The organism is uncultured Microbacterium sp. (genome assembly GCF_947488465.1).
GTDB lineage: Bacteria > Actinomycetota > Actinomycetes > Actinomycetales > Microbacteriaceae > Microbacterium.
Genome location: NZ_CANKZA010000001.1, coordinates 365,198 through 380,120 on the forward strand (window position 1 = coordinate 365,198; position 14,923 = coordinate 380,120).

The window sequence follows — 14,923 nt, forward strand, 5'->3', positions numbered from 1 at the left end:
GTCTGCCTGCCGTGTCGAAGCCTGTCGTCCTCATCGCCGAAGAACTCTCACCCGCCACGATCGATGCGCTGGGGCCGGACTTCGATGTCCGCCACGTCGACGGCGCCGATCGGGCGGCGCTCCTGCCCGCGCTGGCCGAGGCACACGCCGTGCTGATCCGGTCCGCCACGAAGATGGATGCCGAGGCCATCGCCGCGGCGCCCGCGCTCAAGGTCATCGCCCGCGCCGGTGTCGGCCTCGACAACGTCGACATCAAGTCGGCCACGACGGCCGGTGTCATGGTCGTCAATGCACCGACCTCGAACATCATCTCGGCCGCCGAGCTCACGGTCGGTCACATCTTGAGTCTTGCTCGCCACATTCCCGCCGCGCACGCGTCGCTCGCCGCCGGCGCGTGGAAGCGGAGCTCGTTCACCGGCACGGAGCTGTTCGAGAAGACCGTCGGCATCATCGGTCTCGGTCGCATCGGTGGCCTCATCGCCGCCCGATTGCAGGGTTTCGGCGTCTCCGTGGTTGCCTACGACCCGTACGTCACCCCGGCGCGTGCGCAGCAGCTCGGTGTCACGCTCCTGAGCCTTGACGATCTCCTGGCGCAGAGCGACTTCGTCACCATCCACATGCCGAAGACGCCCGAAACGACCGGCATGATCTCCACGGCACAGTTTGCGCTCATGAAGCCGACCGCCTTCGTCGTCAACGTCGCCCGCGGCGGGTTGATCGACGAAGAAGCGCTCTACACGGCGCTCACGACCGGCGAGATCGCCGGTGCCGGTCTCGACGTCTTCACGAGCGAGCCGCCGAAAGAAGATGGCACGGCCTTCCCCCTGCTCGCCCTGCCGAACGTGATCGTCACGCCGCACCTGGGCGCCTCGACCGACGAGGCACAGGAGAAGGCCGGCGTATCGGTCGCGCGGTCGGTCAAGCTCGCCCTCGAGGGCGACCTCGTTCCCGACGCCGTCAACGTCGCCGGTGGCGTCATCGACCCGTTCGTCCGCCCGGGCATCGCGCTCGTCGAGCAGCTGGGTCAGGTCTTCGCCGGACTCGCCCCGGCGGCGCTGACGAATCTCGACATCGAGGTGCGGGGTGAGCTCGCGAACTACGACGTGAGCGTCTACCGCCTCGCGGCGCTCAAGGGCATCTTCACGAACATCGTCAGCGAGAACGTCTCCTACGTCAACGCGCCGCTGTTCGCCGAGCAGCGCGGCATCGAGACACGTCTCATCGTCGAAGCCGAAAGCCCGCTGTACCGCAACATCACGATCCTCCGCGGCACGCTCGCCGACGGTACCGTGCTCACGGTCGCCGGCACGCTTGCGGGGACCCGCATGGTCCCCAAGATCGTGGAGATCAACGGCTACGAGATCGAAGTGCCGATCGAGGCTCACCACATCGTCATGCGGTACGCCGACCGCCCCGGCATCGTCGCGATCTACGGGCAGAAGCTCGGCGAAGCGGGCATCAACATCGCCGGCCTTTTCGTCGCGCATCCCGATGCCAGCGGCCGCGCCCTCTCGGTGTTGACGGTCGACTCGCCGGTGCCGGACGGCATCCTCGATCAGATGCGCGAGTCCGTCGGCGCCGATCTCTTCCGTCAGATCGAGATCACCGAAGCCTGACCGCTTCAACATCTGCCGAGCCGACACCTTCCGCACGAGCCGACACGCTCCGCGCGAACCGACAGGTTGCGTGCGCGCGCAGCATGTCGGCTCGCGCGAAAACTGTCGGCTCGCGGGCGGGGGGATCGACGGGGTGAGTCAGCGGACGGCGGATTCCACCAGGGTCACCAGCGCGTCCAGTGCGGGGCCGCGGGGGACGGGGCCCGTCGCGCCGGCGACCGTCAGGGCGTTGTTGAAGTAGAGGCCGTCGCTCACAAGCAGCACGAGCGCGAGCGCGGTTTCGTCGCGAACGTGGGGTCGCAGAGCCTCTTCCCAGCGGGAGCGAACCTGGCGCAGCGCCTCCGTCGCATCCGTGTGGCCGCCCTGAGCGAGCCGGGATGCCGCGATCAGCGCGCGATCGAGGGGATCGCCGTCCATCACCGATGTGCGAAGGAAGAAGGCGACCGGTCCCTCCGGCGCGTTGGCCATCGCGGCGACGTCGGCGTCGACGAGCGCGCTGAGGCGATCGAGCAAGCCCTGCTCCAGGGCGTCCTTCGAGGCGAAGTGGTACAGCAGTCCGCCCTTGGAGACGCCCGCGGCGCGGGCCGCGGCATCCATCGTCGCCGCACGTTCGCCGTCGTCGATGAGCAGATGCTCGAACGCATCGAGGACACTCTCGCGGGCACGGGGTGGTCGGCTCATGGTCCCATCTTCTCGCGACAGAGCGTCGATATCTGTTACTATACCGGCTGGACGGTATATAAACTATGACTTTGACAGAAGAAATCTCGATCGCCGATGCGCAGGGCTCGCGCGTGGGCTGGCGCGGCTGGGCTGCATTGATCGTGCTCATGCTCCCGGTGCTGCTCGTCTCGGTGGACAACACGGTGCTGAGCTTCGCCTTGCCCGATATCGCGCTCGACCTCAACCCCACGAGTGCGCAGCAACTCTGGATCATCGACGCCTACCCGCTCGTGCTCGCCGGCCTCCTCGTGACGATGGGTACGCTCGGCGACCGTTTCGGACGGCGCCGGATGCTGCTGATCGGCGCGACCGGATTCGCCGCCGTGTCGGTGCTCGCCGCGTTCGCGCCGTCGGCCGAGTGGCTGATCGCGGCGCGCGCCGGGATGGGCGTGTTCGGCGCGATGCTGATGCCGTCGACATTGTCGCTGCTGCGATCGATCTTCACCGACCGCGACCAGCGCCGCCTCGCGATCGCGGTCTGGGCCGCGATGTTCTCGGCCGGTGCGGCGCTCGGCCCGATCGTCGGTGGAATCCTGCTCGAGCACTTCGCGTGGGGATCGGTCTTCTTGATGTCGGTTCCGGTCCTCGTCCCGCTGCTCGTCCTCGCTCCGCTGCTCGTACCCGAAAGCCGAGACCCGCACCCGGGTGCGATCGACCCCGTGAGCATCGTGTTGTCGATGGCCACCATGGTCCCCGTCGTCTACGCGATCAAGGAAGTCGCCGTGCACGGTTTCGGCTGGCTCCCGGTCGTCCTGACCGCCGCGGGTCTCGCTTTCGGCACGATCTTCGTGCGTCGGCAGCTGGCCTCGGACAGGCCGATGCTCGACATGCGCCTGTTCGCACGTGGGACGTTCAGCGGGGCACTCCTGGTGAACCTCCTGAGTGTGATCGCTCTGGTCGGCTTCCTCTACTTCGTCGCACAGCACCTGCAGCTGATCGTCGGCCTTTCGCCGATGAATGCCGGGTTCGCGCTCGTGCCGGGAATGCTCGCGATGATCGTCTCGGGGCTGTTGATCGTCCCGATTTCCCGCCGCGTTTCGGCGCGGATCGTGGTGCCGGTCGCCCTGTCGTTCTCGGTCGCGGCGTATCTGCTCGTTCCCGGGGCGGTCGGCGACGGCGCGCTTGCGCTTCTCGTCGCGGCATTCACCCTGCTCGGCCTCGGGATCGGCGCCGCCGAAACCGTCTCCAACGACCTGATTCTCGCGAGCGCACCGCCGGCGAAAGCGGGCGCCGCGAGCGCGGTCTCCGAGACGGCGTACGAGCTCGGCGCGGTGCTCGGCACGGCCGTCCTCGGCGGCATCCTGACCGCGGCCTACCGCTCCGGCATCGTGATTCCGACCGGCGTCTCGGGCGAAGCCGCGGATGCGGCACGCGAAACCCTCGCGGGCGCGATGTCCGTTGCCGACGGCCTCGACCCCGCCGCGGCTGAGGCGCTTCGCACCGCGGCGGCGCACGCGTTCGACGCGGGCGTGGGGATCACGGCGGTCATCGGCGCGATCCTCGTCGCGATCGCGGCCGTGATCGCGGCCACTACGCTGGGAGGGTCGCGCACCGTCGCAGTGGAGCATTGACGGCGCGGCACCCCCGATCTACGAGGAGAGTAATGTCGCGCGTCAAGCTGGCCGTCATCCCCGGTGACGGCATCGGTCCCGAAGTGATCGCCGAGGCCGAGAAGGTTCTGGATGCTGCCACGCACGGGTCCGACATCACCTTCGACAAGACGCACTTCTCGCTCGGCGCCGGGCGTTTCCTCGAAACCGGCGACACACTGACCGACGACGACCTTGCCGCGATCGCGGCCCAGGATGTCATCCTCCTCGGCGCGGTGGGGGGAGTGCCGGGCGATCCTCGCCTGAAGGACGCGAACATCGAGCGCGGGCTCTTGCTGAAGCTTCGCTTCGCGCTCGACCAGTACGTCAACCTCCGTCCGTCCAAGCTCTATCCCGGGGCTCCCGGGCCGCTCGTCGATCCCGGCGAGATCGACTTCCTGGTCGTGCGCGAAGGCACCGAAGGCCCGTACGTCGGAAACGGCGGCTCGATCCGCACCGGCACGCCTCACGAGGTCGCCAACGAGACGTCTGTCAACACGGCATTCGGCATCGAGCGGGTCGTGCGTTACGCATTCGCTCAAGCGGTTCGTCGTCGCGGCAAGGTCACCCTCGTGCACAAGACGAACGTGCTCGTCCACGCTGGTGGCATGTGGAAGCGGATCGTGGATGCCGTGGCCGCAGAGCATCCGGACGTCGCCGTAGACTATGTCCACATCGACGCGGCCACCATCTACCTGGTCACGAACCCGGCTCGTTTCGATGTCATCGTCACCGACAACCTCTTCGGAGACATCCTCACCGACCTGGCCGGCGCCGTCACCGGTGGCATCGGTCTCGCCGCATCGGGAAACATCAATCCCGACGGCGCATTCCCCTCGATGTTCGAGCCGGTGCACGGCTCGGCTCCGGACATCGCGGGCCAGCAGATCGCCGACCCCACGGCGGCGATCCTGTCGATCGCCCTCATGCTCGATCACCTCGGGCTCACGGCCGAAGCCGCGCGCGTCACCCACGCCGTGGAACAGGACATCGCCGAGCGAGACGGCTCAGCCCGCACGACCGCGCAGGTCGGCGACGCGATCTCGGCCCGCCTTCGGGCGTAGCCTGGACGCCAGCACGACCCGCCACGACTTCTCAGGAATCCTCATGAGCCTTACGTACGACCCCGACGCAGACCTCACGCCGCTGGAGTTCTCTGTCACGAAGAACCTCGCCGCGAAGACCCCCGCCGAGCGTGACGAGATCCTCGCCTCACCGGCATTCGGGACGAAGTTCACCGATCACATGATCGACATCTGCTGGTCGGTCCGCGGCGGGTGGCATCGCCCCCGCGTGCAGCCCTACGGTCCGCTGTCGCTCGATCCCGCGGCGGCCGTTCTCCACTACGGTCAGGAGATCTTCGAGGGCATCAAGGCCTACCGCCATGCGGACGGGTCCATCCACACGTTCCGTCCGCGTCAGAACGCGCTGCGTCTGCAGCGTTCGGCGCGGCGGCTCGCACTGCCCGAACTCCCCGTCGAGTACTTCATCGAGTCACTGAAGGCGCTCATCGCCGTCGACGGTGCGTGGGTGCCGTCGGGCGAGGACCAGAGCCTCTACCTCCGGCCTTTCATGTTCGCCAAGGAGGCGTTCCTGGGCGTGCGGCCCGCGAACAAGGTCGGCTACTACGTCATCGCGAGCCCGGTCGGCGCGTACTTCGCGGGCGGGGCGAAGCCGGTCTCGATCTGGCTGAGCGAGGACTACGCGCGGGCCGGCAAGGGCGGCACGGGCGCTGCCAAAACGGGCGGCAACTACGCCTCGAGCCTGCTTCCGCAGGCAGAGGCGTACGAGCAGGGATGCGACCAGGTCGTCTTCCTCGATCCCGACCGCAACGTCGAAGAGCTGGGCGGGATGAACATCGTCTTCGTCTACAAGGACGGATCCATCGTCACCCCGCAGTCCGATTCGATCCTCGAGGGCATCACCCGCGAATCGATCCTGCAGCTCGCCGCCGACCGCGGTCACACCGTCAGCGGACGCGCCGTGTCCATCGACGAGTGGCGCGAGGGCGTCGCTTCGGGTGACATCGTCGAGGTGTTCGCGTGCGGCACGGCCGCCGTCGTCGCACCGATCGGTGTGCTCAAGGGCCGCAACTTCTTCGACGAGCAGCCTCTCGGCCCGCTGGCGCTCTCGCTCCGCGAAGAGCTCACCGACATCCAGTACGGTCGCCGCGAAGACCGCCACAACTGGCTCGTGCGTCTGGACGCCGACGCATGAAGATCGTGCGGTTCAGCCACGACGAGACCATTCGATTTGGCATCGTCGACGATACCGACCTCGTCGTCCTGGCGGGAGATCCGCTCTTCGCTGGGTTCGAGACGACGGGGGAGCGCATTCCAGTGGCGGATGCCGCGCTGCTTGCTCCGGTGATTCCCCGTTCGAAAGTCGTCTGCGTCGGGAAGAACTATCGCGACCACGCGGCGGAAATGGGTGGCGAAGCGCCGGCGGCTCCGTTGCTGTTCCTGAAGCCGAACACCTCTGTCATCGGACCCGGCGACGCGATCGTCCGGCCCGCACAGTCGGAGCGCACGGATTTCGAGGGGGAGCTGGCCGTCGTCATCGGCCGCGTGGCCAAGAATGTGCCCGCCGATCGGGCGCTGGAGTATGTCTTCGGCTACACGATCGGCAATGACGTGACCGCCCGAGATCTGCAGAAGGCCGATGGCCAGTGGGCGCGCGCGAAGGGGTTCGACACGTTCTGCCCGCTCGGTCCCGCGATCGAGACGGAGTTCGATCTCGACGGCGGCGCGCGCATCGTCACGCGCGTCGACGGTGAGGTGCGGCAGGACGGACCGATTTCGGACATGGTGCACTCGGTGCCGGACATCATCGCGTACGCGTCCGCCGCGTTCACGCTGCTCCCGGGCGATGTGATCCTCACGGGAACCCCGGCGGGCATTGGGCCGTTCGACGCGGGTCAGAGCGTCGAAGTGGAGATCACCGGGCTGGGCGTGCTGCGCAATCCTGCCCGCAATGCCTGACGCCACGCTCACCTCGGGTGACGTCGAGAGCATCCAGCGTCGTACCGTCCGCGTCCTGGCCGCCGGGCAGGTTCTCGGGGGCATCGCCTTCGGCGCGACGGTGTCTCTCGGTGCCCTCCTGGCGGCGGACATCTCCGGTCAGGAGGCGCTGTCGGGTTTGGCCACGGCATCCGTCACGCTCGGTGCCGCCGTGTGCGCCATCCCGCTCGCACGACTCGCAGATCGCCGCGGGCGTCGCCTCGCGCTGACCTTGGGGAACCTGTTCGCGCTCGTCGGCATCGCCGTGGTGCTCGCCGCGGCGGGACAGCGACTCTTCCCCCTCCTGCTGGTGGGGGTCGTCCTGATCGGCGCCGGCAACGCGGGCAATCTGCAGTCGCGGTTCGCGGCGACCGACCTCGCCTCGACCGAGCGCCGCGGACGGGCGCTCGGCACTGTCGTGTGGGCGACGACCGTGGGGGGCGTGCTCGGGCCGTTGATGTTGACGCCGGGGGAGGCGTTCGGCGCGGTGATCGGGATGCCGCCGCTCACCGGTGCGTATGCGTTCTCGATCGTCGCTCAGGTGGCCGCGCTCATCCTGTACCTCGTCGCACTCCGTCCCGATCCGTTGCTGATCGCGCAACACCTGGCCCGCGGCGCCGAGGCGCGGCGAGAGCACATCGTCGAGGCCGATCGGCCCGTCGTCGCGCGTTTCGCGATCTTCGCCGTGTCCGGCTCGCACGTGGTGATGGCGTCGGTCATGGCGATGACACCGATCCATCTCGCTCACCTCGCGCCCGATCATGTGACGCTCATCGTCGGCACGACGATCGCCCTGCACGTCTTCGGGATGTACGGCCTCTCGCCGGTGTTCGGGCTGCTTGCCGACCGGTGGGGGCGGACCTCGACGATCCTGCTCGGGCAGGGGCTGTTGGCGGCATCCCTGCTCACCGCGGCACTGGCACCGACCTCGCAATGGGCGGTGCTGGTGGCACTGTTCCTGCTGGGTGTCGGGTGGAGTGCCGCGACCGTCGCGGGGGCCGCGCTTCTCACCGAAAGCACCCTCACGGCCATGCGGCCACGCCGGCAGGGCCTGAGCGACACGATCATGACATCCAGTGCGGCGGTCGGCGCCGTGCTCGCCGGGATCGTCCTCAGCCAGATCGGCTACGGCGGTCTCGCGCTCGTCGCGCTGATCGTGGTTGTCGCTGTGACCGTACTGTCGCCCTACGCGCGCGTCGGCCGCTGACCCTCAGCGCCCGAGCGCGGCCGCGGCACGCTCGACATCGGCAAGATCGTTGAACACGTGGAATGCGACACGGGCACTGCCGTTGCGGCCCGATGCCGTGATCCCGGCAGCGCTCAAGCGGGCAAGATCAGTGCCGCCGGCATCCGGCCAGGTCACGATGGCGCTGGCGCGTTCGGGGGCGGGGAGCGCGAGTCGAGCTCGAAACGATGCAGCCAACGCCGTGACGTACGCGTGGACGGCGGTCATATCGGTCTCGGCGAAAGCGCGCAGCGCCGGCTCCGCGCCGACGAACGCCTGCCACGCCGGTGACACGTCGAAGCGGCGGGCGCACCCGGCCAACGGGGCATCGCCGCCGTAGCACGAGGCCCACGGGTCGTCGCCCGCGTACCATCCGGCGTGCGCGGGGCGGAGGCCCCGTGCGAAGTCTTCGGACAGCGTGAGGAACGCGACGCCCCGTGGTGCGCACAGCCATTTGTAGGCGTGGCAGACCAGAGCATCGAAACGGGCCGCGGTCACCGGCATCCACCCGACGGCTTGCGTCGCATCGCACAGGGTTCGCGCGCCGACACGTGCGGCCGCCGCGCAGATGGCGTCGGCGTCGGCGACGGCACCGGATGCAGACTGCACGAGCGAGAAGGCGACGAGCGACGTTGCGGTCGTCACTTCGGCCGCGAGATCGGCGAGTGGCACGGGGCGTACGTGCACGCCACGTCCGGCGTGCACGAACGGCAGGACCAGCGAGGAGAACTCGTGTTCGGGGACGAGAACCTCGGCGCCGTCGGGGAGGGATGCCGCAATGAGTGAGACCTGGACGGATGTCTGCGACCCGATGGCGACGCGATCGGTCGCCACCCCCACAAGTGACGCGAAGTGAGCGCGGGTCGCTTCGACGGCGCGACAATATTCGTCGACGTCGGGGCGGCGGGAGTACTCCGCGGCCACCGCGTCGCGGGTGCCGGCGGTGGGGAGGCCCGCGGTGCAGGCGGCGAGGTAGCCCGCGGGTGCGGTGAACTGAGCGCGCAGGGGCGCCAGACTGTCTCTCGTCGCGAGCATCATGTGATCCAGCATCCTTGTAACGCACGCATAGGTCTATGGCAGGTATTGCATGAAAGGCATGCTTGCTGCTTATGTGAATTCATGGCTGAGAGCGATCCGGATTTCGACGTCCAGACCCTGCGGGTCGTCCGTGCCATCGCCGACACCGGCTCGCTCACCGGCGCGGCGGACGCGCTCGGGTACAGCCAGCCCGCACTGAGCCAGCAGATGAGGAGACTCGAGCAGCGGCTCGGCGTGCCGGTCGTCGAGCGCGTCGGACGCACGTTGCGGCTGACCGAGGCGGGACGGATCCTTGCCCGGCATGCTCCGGCAGTCACCACCGCGCTTGATGCCGCGGCCGGGGAACTCGCGGAGCTCCGGGGCCTGCGATCGGCGACCGTCCGCGTCGTCGGCTTCCCCTCCGCGTCGCCGACGGTGATTCCGCGGATGATCGCCCGGCTCGGCGTTGTGGCACCCGGAATCACGCTGACCTACGTCGAGGCCGAACCTCCCGAAGCCGTGGAGGCCGTGCGGGAAGATCGCAGTGACATCGCGCTCACCTTCAGCTACCCGGGGGATCGGGACGACCCGCACGGCGCCAGCGCACGCGGTCTGTCGGTCACCGACGTGGGAAGCGACGATCTCCTGCTGGTCTTGCCGGCCGATCATGCGCGCGCGGGTGAGGAGCGCCCGAGCCTGTCATCGTTTGCGGATGAGAACTGGATCGCGGGTTGTCCGCGATGCCGTGGCCATCTTCTCCAGGTGTGCGAGCGCGCGGGATTCACCCCCCGGATCGGGTTCGAAACCGACAACATCGCGGCGGTCGAGAGCTTGGTGGCGCACGGCACAGGTGTCGCGACGCTACCGAAGCTGGCTGTGGCATCCTTCCCCGTTTTGCCCGGAATCATCACGAGGCCATTGTCCGACGCGCACACCCGCACGCTTCACGCCATCACCGCCCACGGCGCCGAGCGGGTGCCGGCTGTCGCGGCGGTGCTGGCGGCGATGCGGGACGTCGTCGATGCCGTGACGGGGACGGGTCAGGCCGTGGGTGGGGGCGTAGCCGCGAACTAGACTGGGCACGATGCCTTCCTCGATCGATCCCCGAACCACCACCGCCAGCGGAACCGACGTCCGCGTGCGGTTCTGCCCATCGCCCACCGGCCTGCCGCACGTCGGCATGATCCGCACGGCGCTCTACAACTGGGCCTACGCCCGGCACACCGGTGGCAAGCTCATCTTCCGCGTCGAAGACACCGACGCGGCACGCGACAGTGAGGAAAGCTACCACCAGCTCGTCGATGCGCTCACGTGGCTCAAGATCGACTGGGACGAGGGCGTCGAGAAGGGCGGTCCGCACGGCCCGTACCGCCAGTCGCAGCGCGGCGAGATCTACGCCGACGTTCTGCAGAAGCTCATCGCATCCGGCGCTGTGTACGAGTCCTACTCCACTGCCGAAGAGATCGATGCGCGCAATGTTGCCGCCGGCCGGGCAAAACAGCTCGGCTACGACAACCACGACCGTCACCTGACCGACGATCAGAAGGAAGCCTTCCGCGCCGAGGGCCGCGAGCCCGCGTGGCGTCTGCGCGTGCCGGAGCACGATCTGACCTACGTCGACCTGATCCGCGGTGAGGTCACGTTTCCGGCCGGGTCCTTCCCCGATTTCGTCGTCGTGCGCGCGGGTGGCCAGTCGCTGTACACATTCACGAACCCGGTCGATGACGCGCTCATGGGCATTACCCACGTCATCCGCGGCGAGGACCTCATGCCCTCGACGGCTCGTCAGTTGGCGCTGTACGCCGCGCTCAACGACGCCGGTGTGACGGATTTCGTCCCCCGCTTCGGTCACATGCCGCTTGTACTGGGGGAGACCGGCAACAAGAAGCTCTCCAAGCGTGACCCGCAGGCCGACCTCTTCCTGCAGCGGGACAAGGGCTTCATCCACGAGGGGCTTCTGAACTACCTGGCACTTCTCGGGTGGTCGATCGCCGCCGACCGTGACATCTTCTCGCTCGACGAGTTCATCGCCGCGTTCGACATCACCGACGTCAACCCGAACCCCGCCCGCTTCGATCAGAAGAAGGCGGAGTCCATCAACGGAGACCACATCCGGATGCTGGAGCCCGCGGACTTCGCGAGCCGGCTGGTGCCGTACCTTGCCGCGGAAGGGCTCGTCTCGGAGGCGCCGACGGCGGCGCAGCAGGAGATCCTCGATGCGGCGGCACCGCTCGTGCAGGAGCGCATGCAACTCCTGGGTGAAGCGCCGGGCTTGCTCGGCTTCCTGTTCCGTGACGAGGTCGTCTACGACGAGGACGCGCTGAAGGGGCTCCCGGCCAACGCCGGCGAGGTCCTGGTCGCTTCGGTCGGCGCACTCGAACTCGTTCCGGCGCAGGACTTCACGGCGGCAGCGGTGCAGGGCGCCCTCGCAGCGGCGCTGATCGACGGGCTCGCACTCAAGCCCCGTGTTGCGTACGGTCCCTTGCGGGTGGCGGTCAGTGGCCGGCGCATCTCGCCGCCGCTGTTCGAATCGATGGAGCTTCTCGGTAAGGACGAGTCCGTCCGGCGCCTGGCGGCGCTGGTCGATCGGGTCGGCTGACGCGCCGCGGGTTTGGCTGAGCCCCGTGCGTGGGCTAAGCTTGATCTTCGGTACGGCTTCGGCCTGAACCCTTGGGGTATGGTGTAATTGGCAACACGGAGGTTTCTGGTACCTTTGTTCTTGGTTCGAGTCCAGGTACCCCAGCAAGTGAAAAACCCCCGCTCAGGCGGGGGTTTTTGCATGCTCCGAATCACTTCATCGCGTCGCCGATATACGAGTACTTGAGGAAAACCTCGCTCGCCCAGCCGGCCTCCTCCAGGACACCCTGGACGGCGGTGAGCATGTACTTCGAATCCCATCCCATGTACAGGAACTGGCCGTCGGAGAGCTCGTCCCACTGCCCGTTCCACGCCATCGCCGGGTAGACAGGTCCGCCGCGTCGGTCACTGAAATCGATCACGCTCTGGCGCGAGTCGGCCCAGAGGCGCTGGAAGATCCGGTTGAACAGGTACCGGACGTCGGGGACCTCCCAGTGCTCGCCGCGGTACTCGACATAGTCGAACTCCCGCTGCCAGCCGTGGGGCCAGCCGCGGCGCTTGCGGGCATCGAGGATCGGGGTGAGGTCGTCGTCGTCGATACTGACGAGCGCCGGTCGCCGCCACACGGTCATGAAGCGTTCGGTGAGCAGGGCCGTGCGGTTCGCGATGGATGCCGTTCCCCACACCGAGTTCTCCGCCACCTCGCGCGTCACCTCGAGCGCGCTGGCGGCGTACACATTGCGCTTCGCGGGGAACGCGGCGTCGAACGCGCGGTCGGCGAGTTCCGGCTCGAGCAAGGTGAGGTTTCCGAGCGTGTGCGCGAGCGCGCGGTGGCTGTTCTGTTCGTCGTCGGTGTAATCCGCCCAGCGGCGTTCGCCGTCGCCGGTCCAGTCATCGCCCGGCGAGAGAGGGACGATGTGCTCGAGATCGAACGGCGCAAGGGGATCGGCATCCGCGAGGCGCCCGATCACGTAGCGTGCGTGGGGGAGCTCGGAGTACTTCAACCCCACGCGCGTGCGCTCATCCGAGGGCGTGATGCGAGCGATCGCCCGGGTGAGTTCCTCCGGTCCGAGCTCGGCGGCACGGCAGAGTCGGGCGATGAGGCGATCGGTCGGAATGCCGACGACGGTCCGGCGTAGCAAGAGGGACTGCAGGCGCTCGAACGCATCGATCAGCTCGGCGCGGCCGAGGAGACCGTGGAGGTGATCGTGGCAGAGACGCATCGCGAGCGGGGCCGTCTCGGGCCCGAACGTGCCGAGGAAGGCGAACTGGCGGGCCAGGACCGCGTCCGGAGCCTCGACCGGCTCACGCAGCATCCGGTAGATGCCCGCATACTCGCGCCACTGGGCGGCGCGCTGCCGGAGCGTGTCGACATCGAGACGCGGGAACTCGTGGCGGAATGCGTCGTACACACCGCGTTCGCCTGCGGCGGTGACTTCGCGGCCCGTCAGCATGATCAGATAGTGACGCCAGAATGCGCCGATCTGGTCGCCGGTGCCCCGTTCGATGGGCACCCAGTACTCGTTCTCGATCTCGCTTTGCTCGGCGTGCGAGAGACCCATCAGGACGTAATTGTGGATCAGCTCGTGGTCTCGGAGCGGTTCGCCGGTGGAGTTGAGGCTCTCGAAGATCTGCTGAGCGTTGGCGTGCGGGCCGAGAGTGATCGACACGTGCTCGAGTCGCTGGAGTCCGCGCCAGATGTCGGCGGCTTCCCCCGGCCGGATCTGGCTGCGGAAGAACGCGTAGTTGTCGTCGAAGCGTGATTCGCGACGCGCATCACCGGGGGAGCGGCGGCCGAGCACGACGCTTTCGAACACTTCGGCCCACGCACGGTGGGGACGCAGTTTCGTCCGATCGGAGTCGTCGGCTCGCACGAGCACCCGCGCGAGTTCGCGGGCGAGTTCCGGATCGTCGTCCTGCAGCGTGTGGTGCAAGGCGGCGATGAGGAGCATGAGCGTCGTGATGCGCTGTTGGCCGTCGATGAGGACGAGCTGTGCATCATCTCGGTCACGGGTGGACGCCGTGGAGAGAATCGACCCGATGAAGTGGGTGTGGGTGCCCGTGGCGTCGACGACGGCGCGTACATCGCCCAGGAGCTGTTCGCACGCGCCGATGTCCCAGCGATACTGGCGCTGATAGACCGGGACCACGATCGTGGTGTCGGATGCCGAGAGCCATCCAATGGTGTTGACCGCGGTCGCATCGACGTGCGAAGCGGCGACATTCGTGACGGTGCTCATGTTCTCCGAATCGCATCTCGCAGGTTTCGGACGAGTCTAATCAGGTTCACCAGAGGCCTCGGTAGGCTGGCCTTAGTTGGACCTGTAAAAACGCGCTGGTCCTCTACGAAAGGGCATGACTCTCATCATGGGATACATCAAGTCTGCGGCACTGGAAGAGACGGGTTACGTCGTCCTCGACCGCTACAACAAAGAGATCGACCCGAAAGAATGGCTCGATGTCGAGTACAACGACTGGAAGAGCTCCGGCGACACTCGGTTCGCGCCGCTGGCCTCGGCCAAGGGTGAGATCGAGTGCAATGGCTTCTGGAACCACAAGCCCCCGCGCACCGACAAGGACGGCGTGTGGATCGACTCGCAGACCGAGAAGGCCCCCACGCTCACCCAGCGTGCGAAGGAGCCCGGCGCGAACGTCGGACGCTGCCGCATCATCGAACTGCAGCCGAACACGTACGCGGACTGCCTGTACAACCTGCACCAGGACGACAACAACCGGCTGAACCCGGATGGCACCGGCTGGGTCGTCCGCGGATTCTTCAACCTCACGGACGACAAGACGAGCTATTTCGTGCTCCGCGAGAACCGCACGGACCCGAGCGAAGAGACGCGGATCGCTCTCCCGGCCGGTGCTCAGCTGATCGTCGACACGCAGCGCCTGTGGCACGCCGCGGCACACTACGGTGACGAGCCGCGCTACTGCCTCATCACTTCGTGGACCAGCGGTCCCGAGCTCGACGCGTACATTGCGAAGTACAACGGCGTCAACAAGGTCGACAGTTATCCCGTCGACCAGGAGACGCTGGATGCCGGACAGGCTGAGCAGGCGCGACGTATTGCGGCCCGCGCCGCGGCCCTCGCCGCACGCGGCCAGGTCGAGGTCAACGTCATGAGCGAGGCCTGACGCTTCGCTGCAATGAGAAGCGGTCCCGACCGGGTG

At 67.6% G+C, this 14,923-nt stretch carries 12 protein-coding genes and 1 tRNA gene; 10 read left to right on the forward strand and 3 right to left on the reverse strand.

Translation table 11 applies throughout. The features are described 5' to 3' along the window. The first annotated feature begins 11 nt into the window (after positions 1-11). A complete protein-coding gene (serA, locus tag Q0653_RS01750; RefSeq protein WP_298741530.1) occupies positions 12-1,616 on the forward strand; it encodes a phosphoglycerate dehydrogenase in 1,605 nt (534 codons plus the stop codon). A 138-nt stretch (positions 1,617-1,754) separates the two neighbouring features. On the opposite strand, the gene Q0653_RS01755 is transcribed toward serA, so the two are convergent. Then, positions 1,755-2,297: a TetR/AcrR family transcriptional regulator gene (locus Q0653_RS01755; RefSeq protein ID WP_298942167.1), complete on the reverse strand. Its 543-nt coding sequence runs from the start codon at positions 2,295-2,297 to the stop codon at positions 1,755-1,757. Positions 2,298-2,362: 65 nt separating this feature from the next. On the opposite strand from Q0653_RS01755, the gene Q0653_RS01760 reads away from it, so the two are divergent. Genes Q0653_RS01760 through Q0653_RS01780 form a run of 5 tightly spaced genes read left to right on the forward strand, consistent with a single transcriptional unit; the run spans position 2,363 to position 8,134 of the window. Beyond that, positions 2,363-3,910, forward strand: a complete 1,548-nt coding sequence (locus Q0653_RS01760) for an MFS transporter (RefSeq protein WP_298942168.1) — start codon at positions 2,363-2,365, stop codon at positions 3,908-3,910. A 32-nt stretch (positions 3,911-3,942) separates the two neighbouring features. After that, positions 3,943-4,992 (forward strand): 3-isopropylmalate dehydrogenase, encoded by a 1,050-nt coding sequence (locus Q0653_RS01765; RefSeq protein ID WP_298942171.1) that lies wholly within the window; start codon positions 3,943-3,945, stop codon positions 4,990-4,992. A gap of 43 nt (positions 4,993-5,035) precedes the next feature. Beyond that, positions 5,036-6,145 carry a branched-chain amino acid aminotransferase gene (locus Q0653_RS01770; protein WP_298942173.1) on the forward strand — a complete coding sequence of 370 codons (1,110 nt, stop codon included), beginning with the start codon at positions 5,036-5,038 and terminating at the stop codon, positions 6,143-6,145. After that, complete coding sequence (locus Q0653_RS01775; protein ID WP_298942176.1) at positions 6,142-6,909, forward strand: fumarylacetoacetate hydrolase family protein; 768 nt, start codon at positions 6,142-6,144, stop codon at positions 6,907-6,909. The genes Q0653_RS01770 and Q0653_RS01775 overlap by 4 nt, the downstream gene beginning before the upstream one ends. After that, complete coding sequence (locus Q0653_RS01780; RefSeq protein ID WP_298942180.1) at positions 6,902-8,134, forward strand: MFS transporter; 1,233 nt, start codon at positions 6,902-6,904, stop codon at positions 8,132-8,134. The genes Q0653_RS01775 and Q0653_RS01780 overlap by 8 nt, the downstream gene beginning before the upstream one ends. Positions 8,135-8,137: 3 nt before the next feature. On the opposite strand, the gene Q0653_RS01785 is transcribed toward Q0653_RS01780, so the two are convergent. Further along, positions 8,138-9,187, reverse strand: coding sequence for an aminotransferase class V-fold PLP-dependent enzyme (locus Q0653_RS01785; RefSeq protein ID WP_298943090.1), 1,050 nt, complete (start codon positions 9,185-9,187; stop codon positions 8,138-8,140). Positions 9,188-9,271: 84 nt separating this feature from the next. Between Q0653_RS01785 and Q0653_RS01790 the strand changes: the two genes are divergently transcribed. The 3 genes from Q0653_RS01790 (at position 9,272) to Q0653_RS01800 (ending at position 11,912) form a co-directional block, all read left to right on the forward strand. After that, positions 9,272-10,243: a LysR family transcriptional regulator gene (locus tag Q0653_RS01790; RefSeq protein WP_298942182.1), complete on the forward strand. Its 972-nt coding sequence runs from the start codon at positions 9,272-9,274 to the stop codon at positions 10,241-10,243. A gap of 10 nt (positions 10,244-10,253) precedes the next feature. Next, positions 10,254-11,768: a glutamate--tRNA ligase gene (gene gltX / locus Q0653_RS01795; RefSeq protein ID WP_298942184.1), complete on the forward strand. Its 1,515-nt coding sequence runs from the start codon at positions 10,254-10,256 to the stop codon at positions 11,766-11,768. Between the two features lie 72 nt (positions 11,769-11,840). Then, positions 11,841-11,912, forward strand: a tRNA-Gln gene (locus Q0653_RS01800). A gap of 46 nt (positions 11,913-11,958) precedes the next feature. Here Q0653_RS01800 and Q0653_RS01805 read toward each other — a convergent pair. Continuing rightward, positions 11,959-13,986 carry a DUF262 domain-containing protein gene (locus Q0653_RS01805; protein ID WP_298942187.1) on the reverse strand — a complete coding sequence of 676 codons (2,028 nt, stop codon included), beginning with the start codon at positions 13,984-13,986 and terminating at the stop codon, positions 11,959-11,961. A gap of 127 nt (positions 13,987-14,113) precedes the next feature. Between Q0653_RS01805 and Q0653_RS01810 the strand changes: the two genes are divergently transcribed. Beyond that, the gene (locus tag Q0653_RS01810) at positions 14,114-14,887 is read left to right on the forward strand and encodes a hypothetical protein (protein WP_366521955.1); all 774 of its coding nucleotides are present in this window, start codon (positions 14,114-14,116) and stop codon (positions 14,885-14,887) included. Positions 14,888-14,923 lie beyond the last annotated feature (36 nt).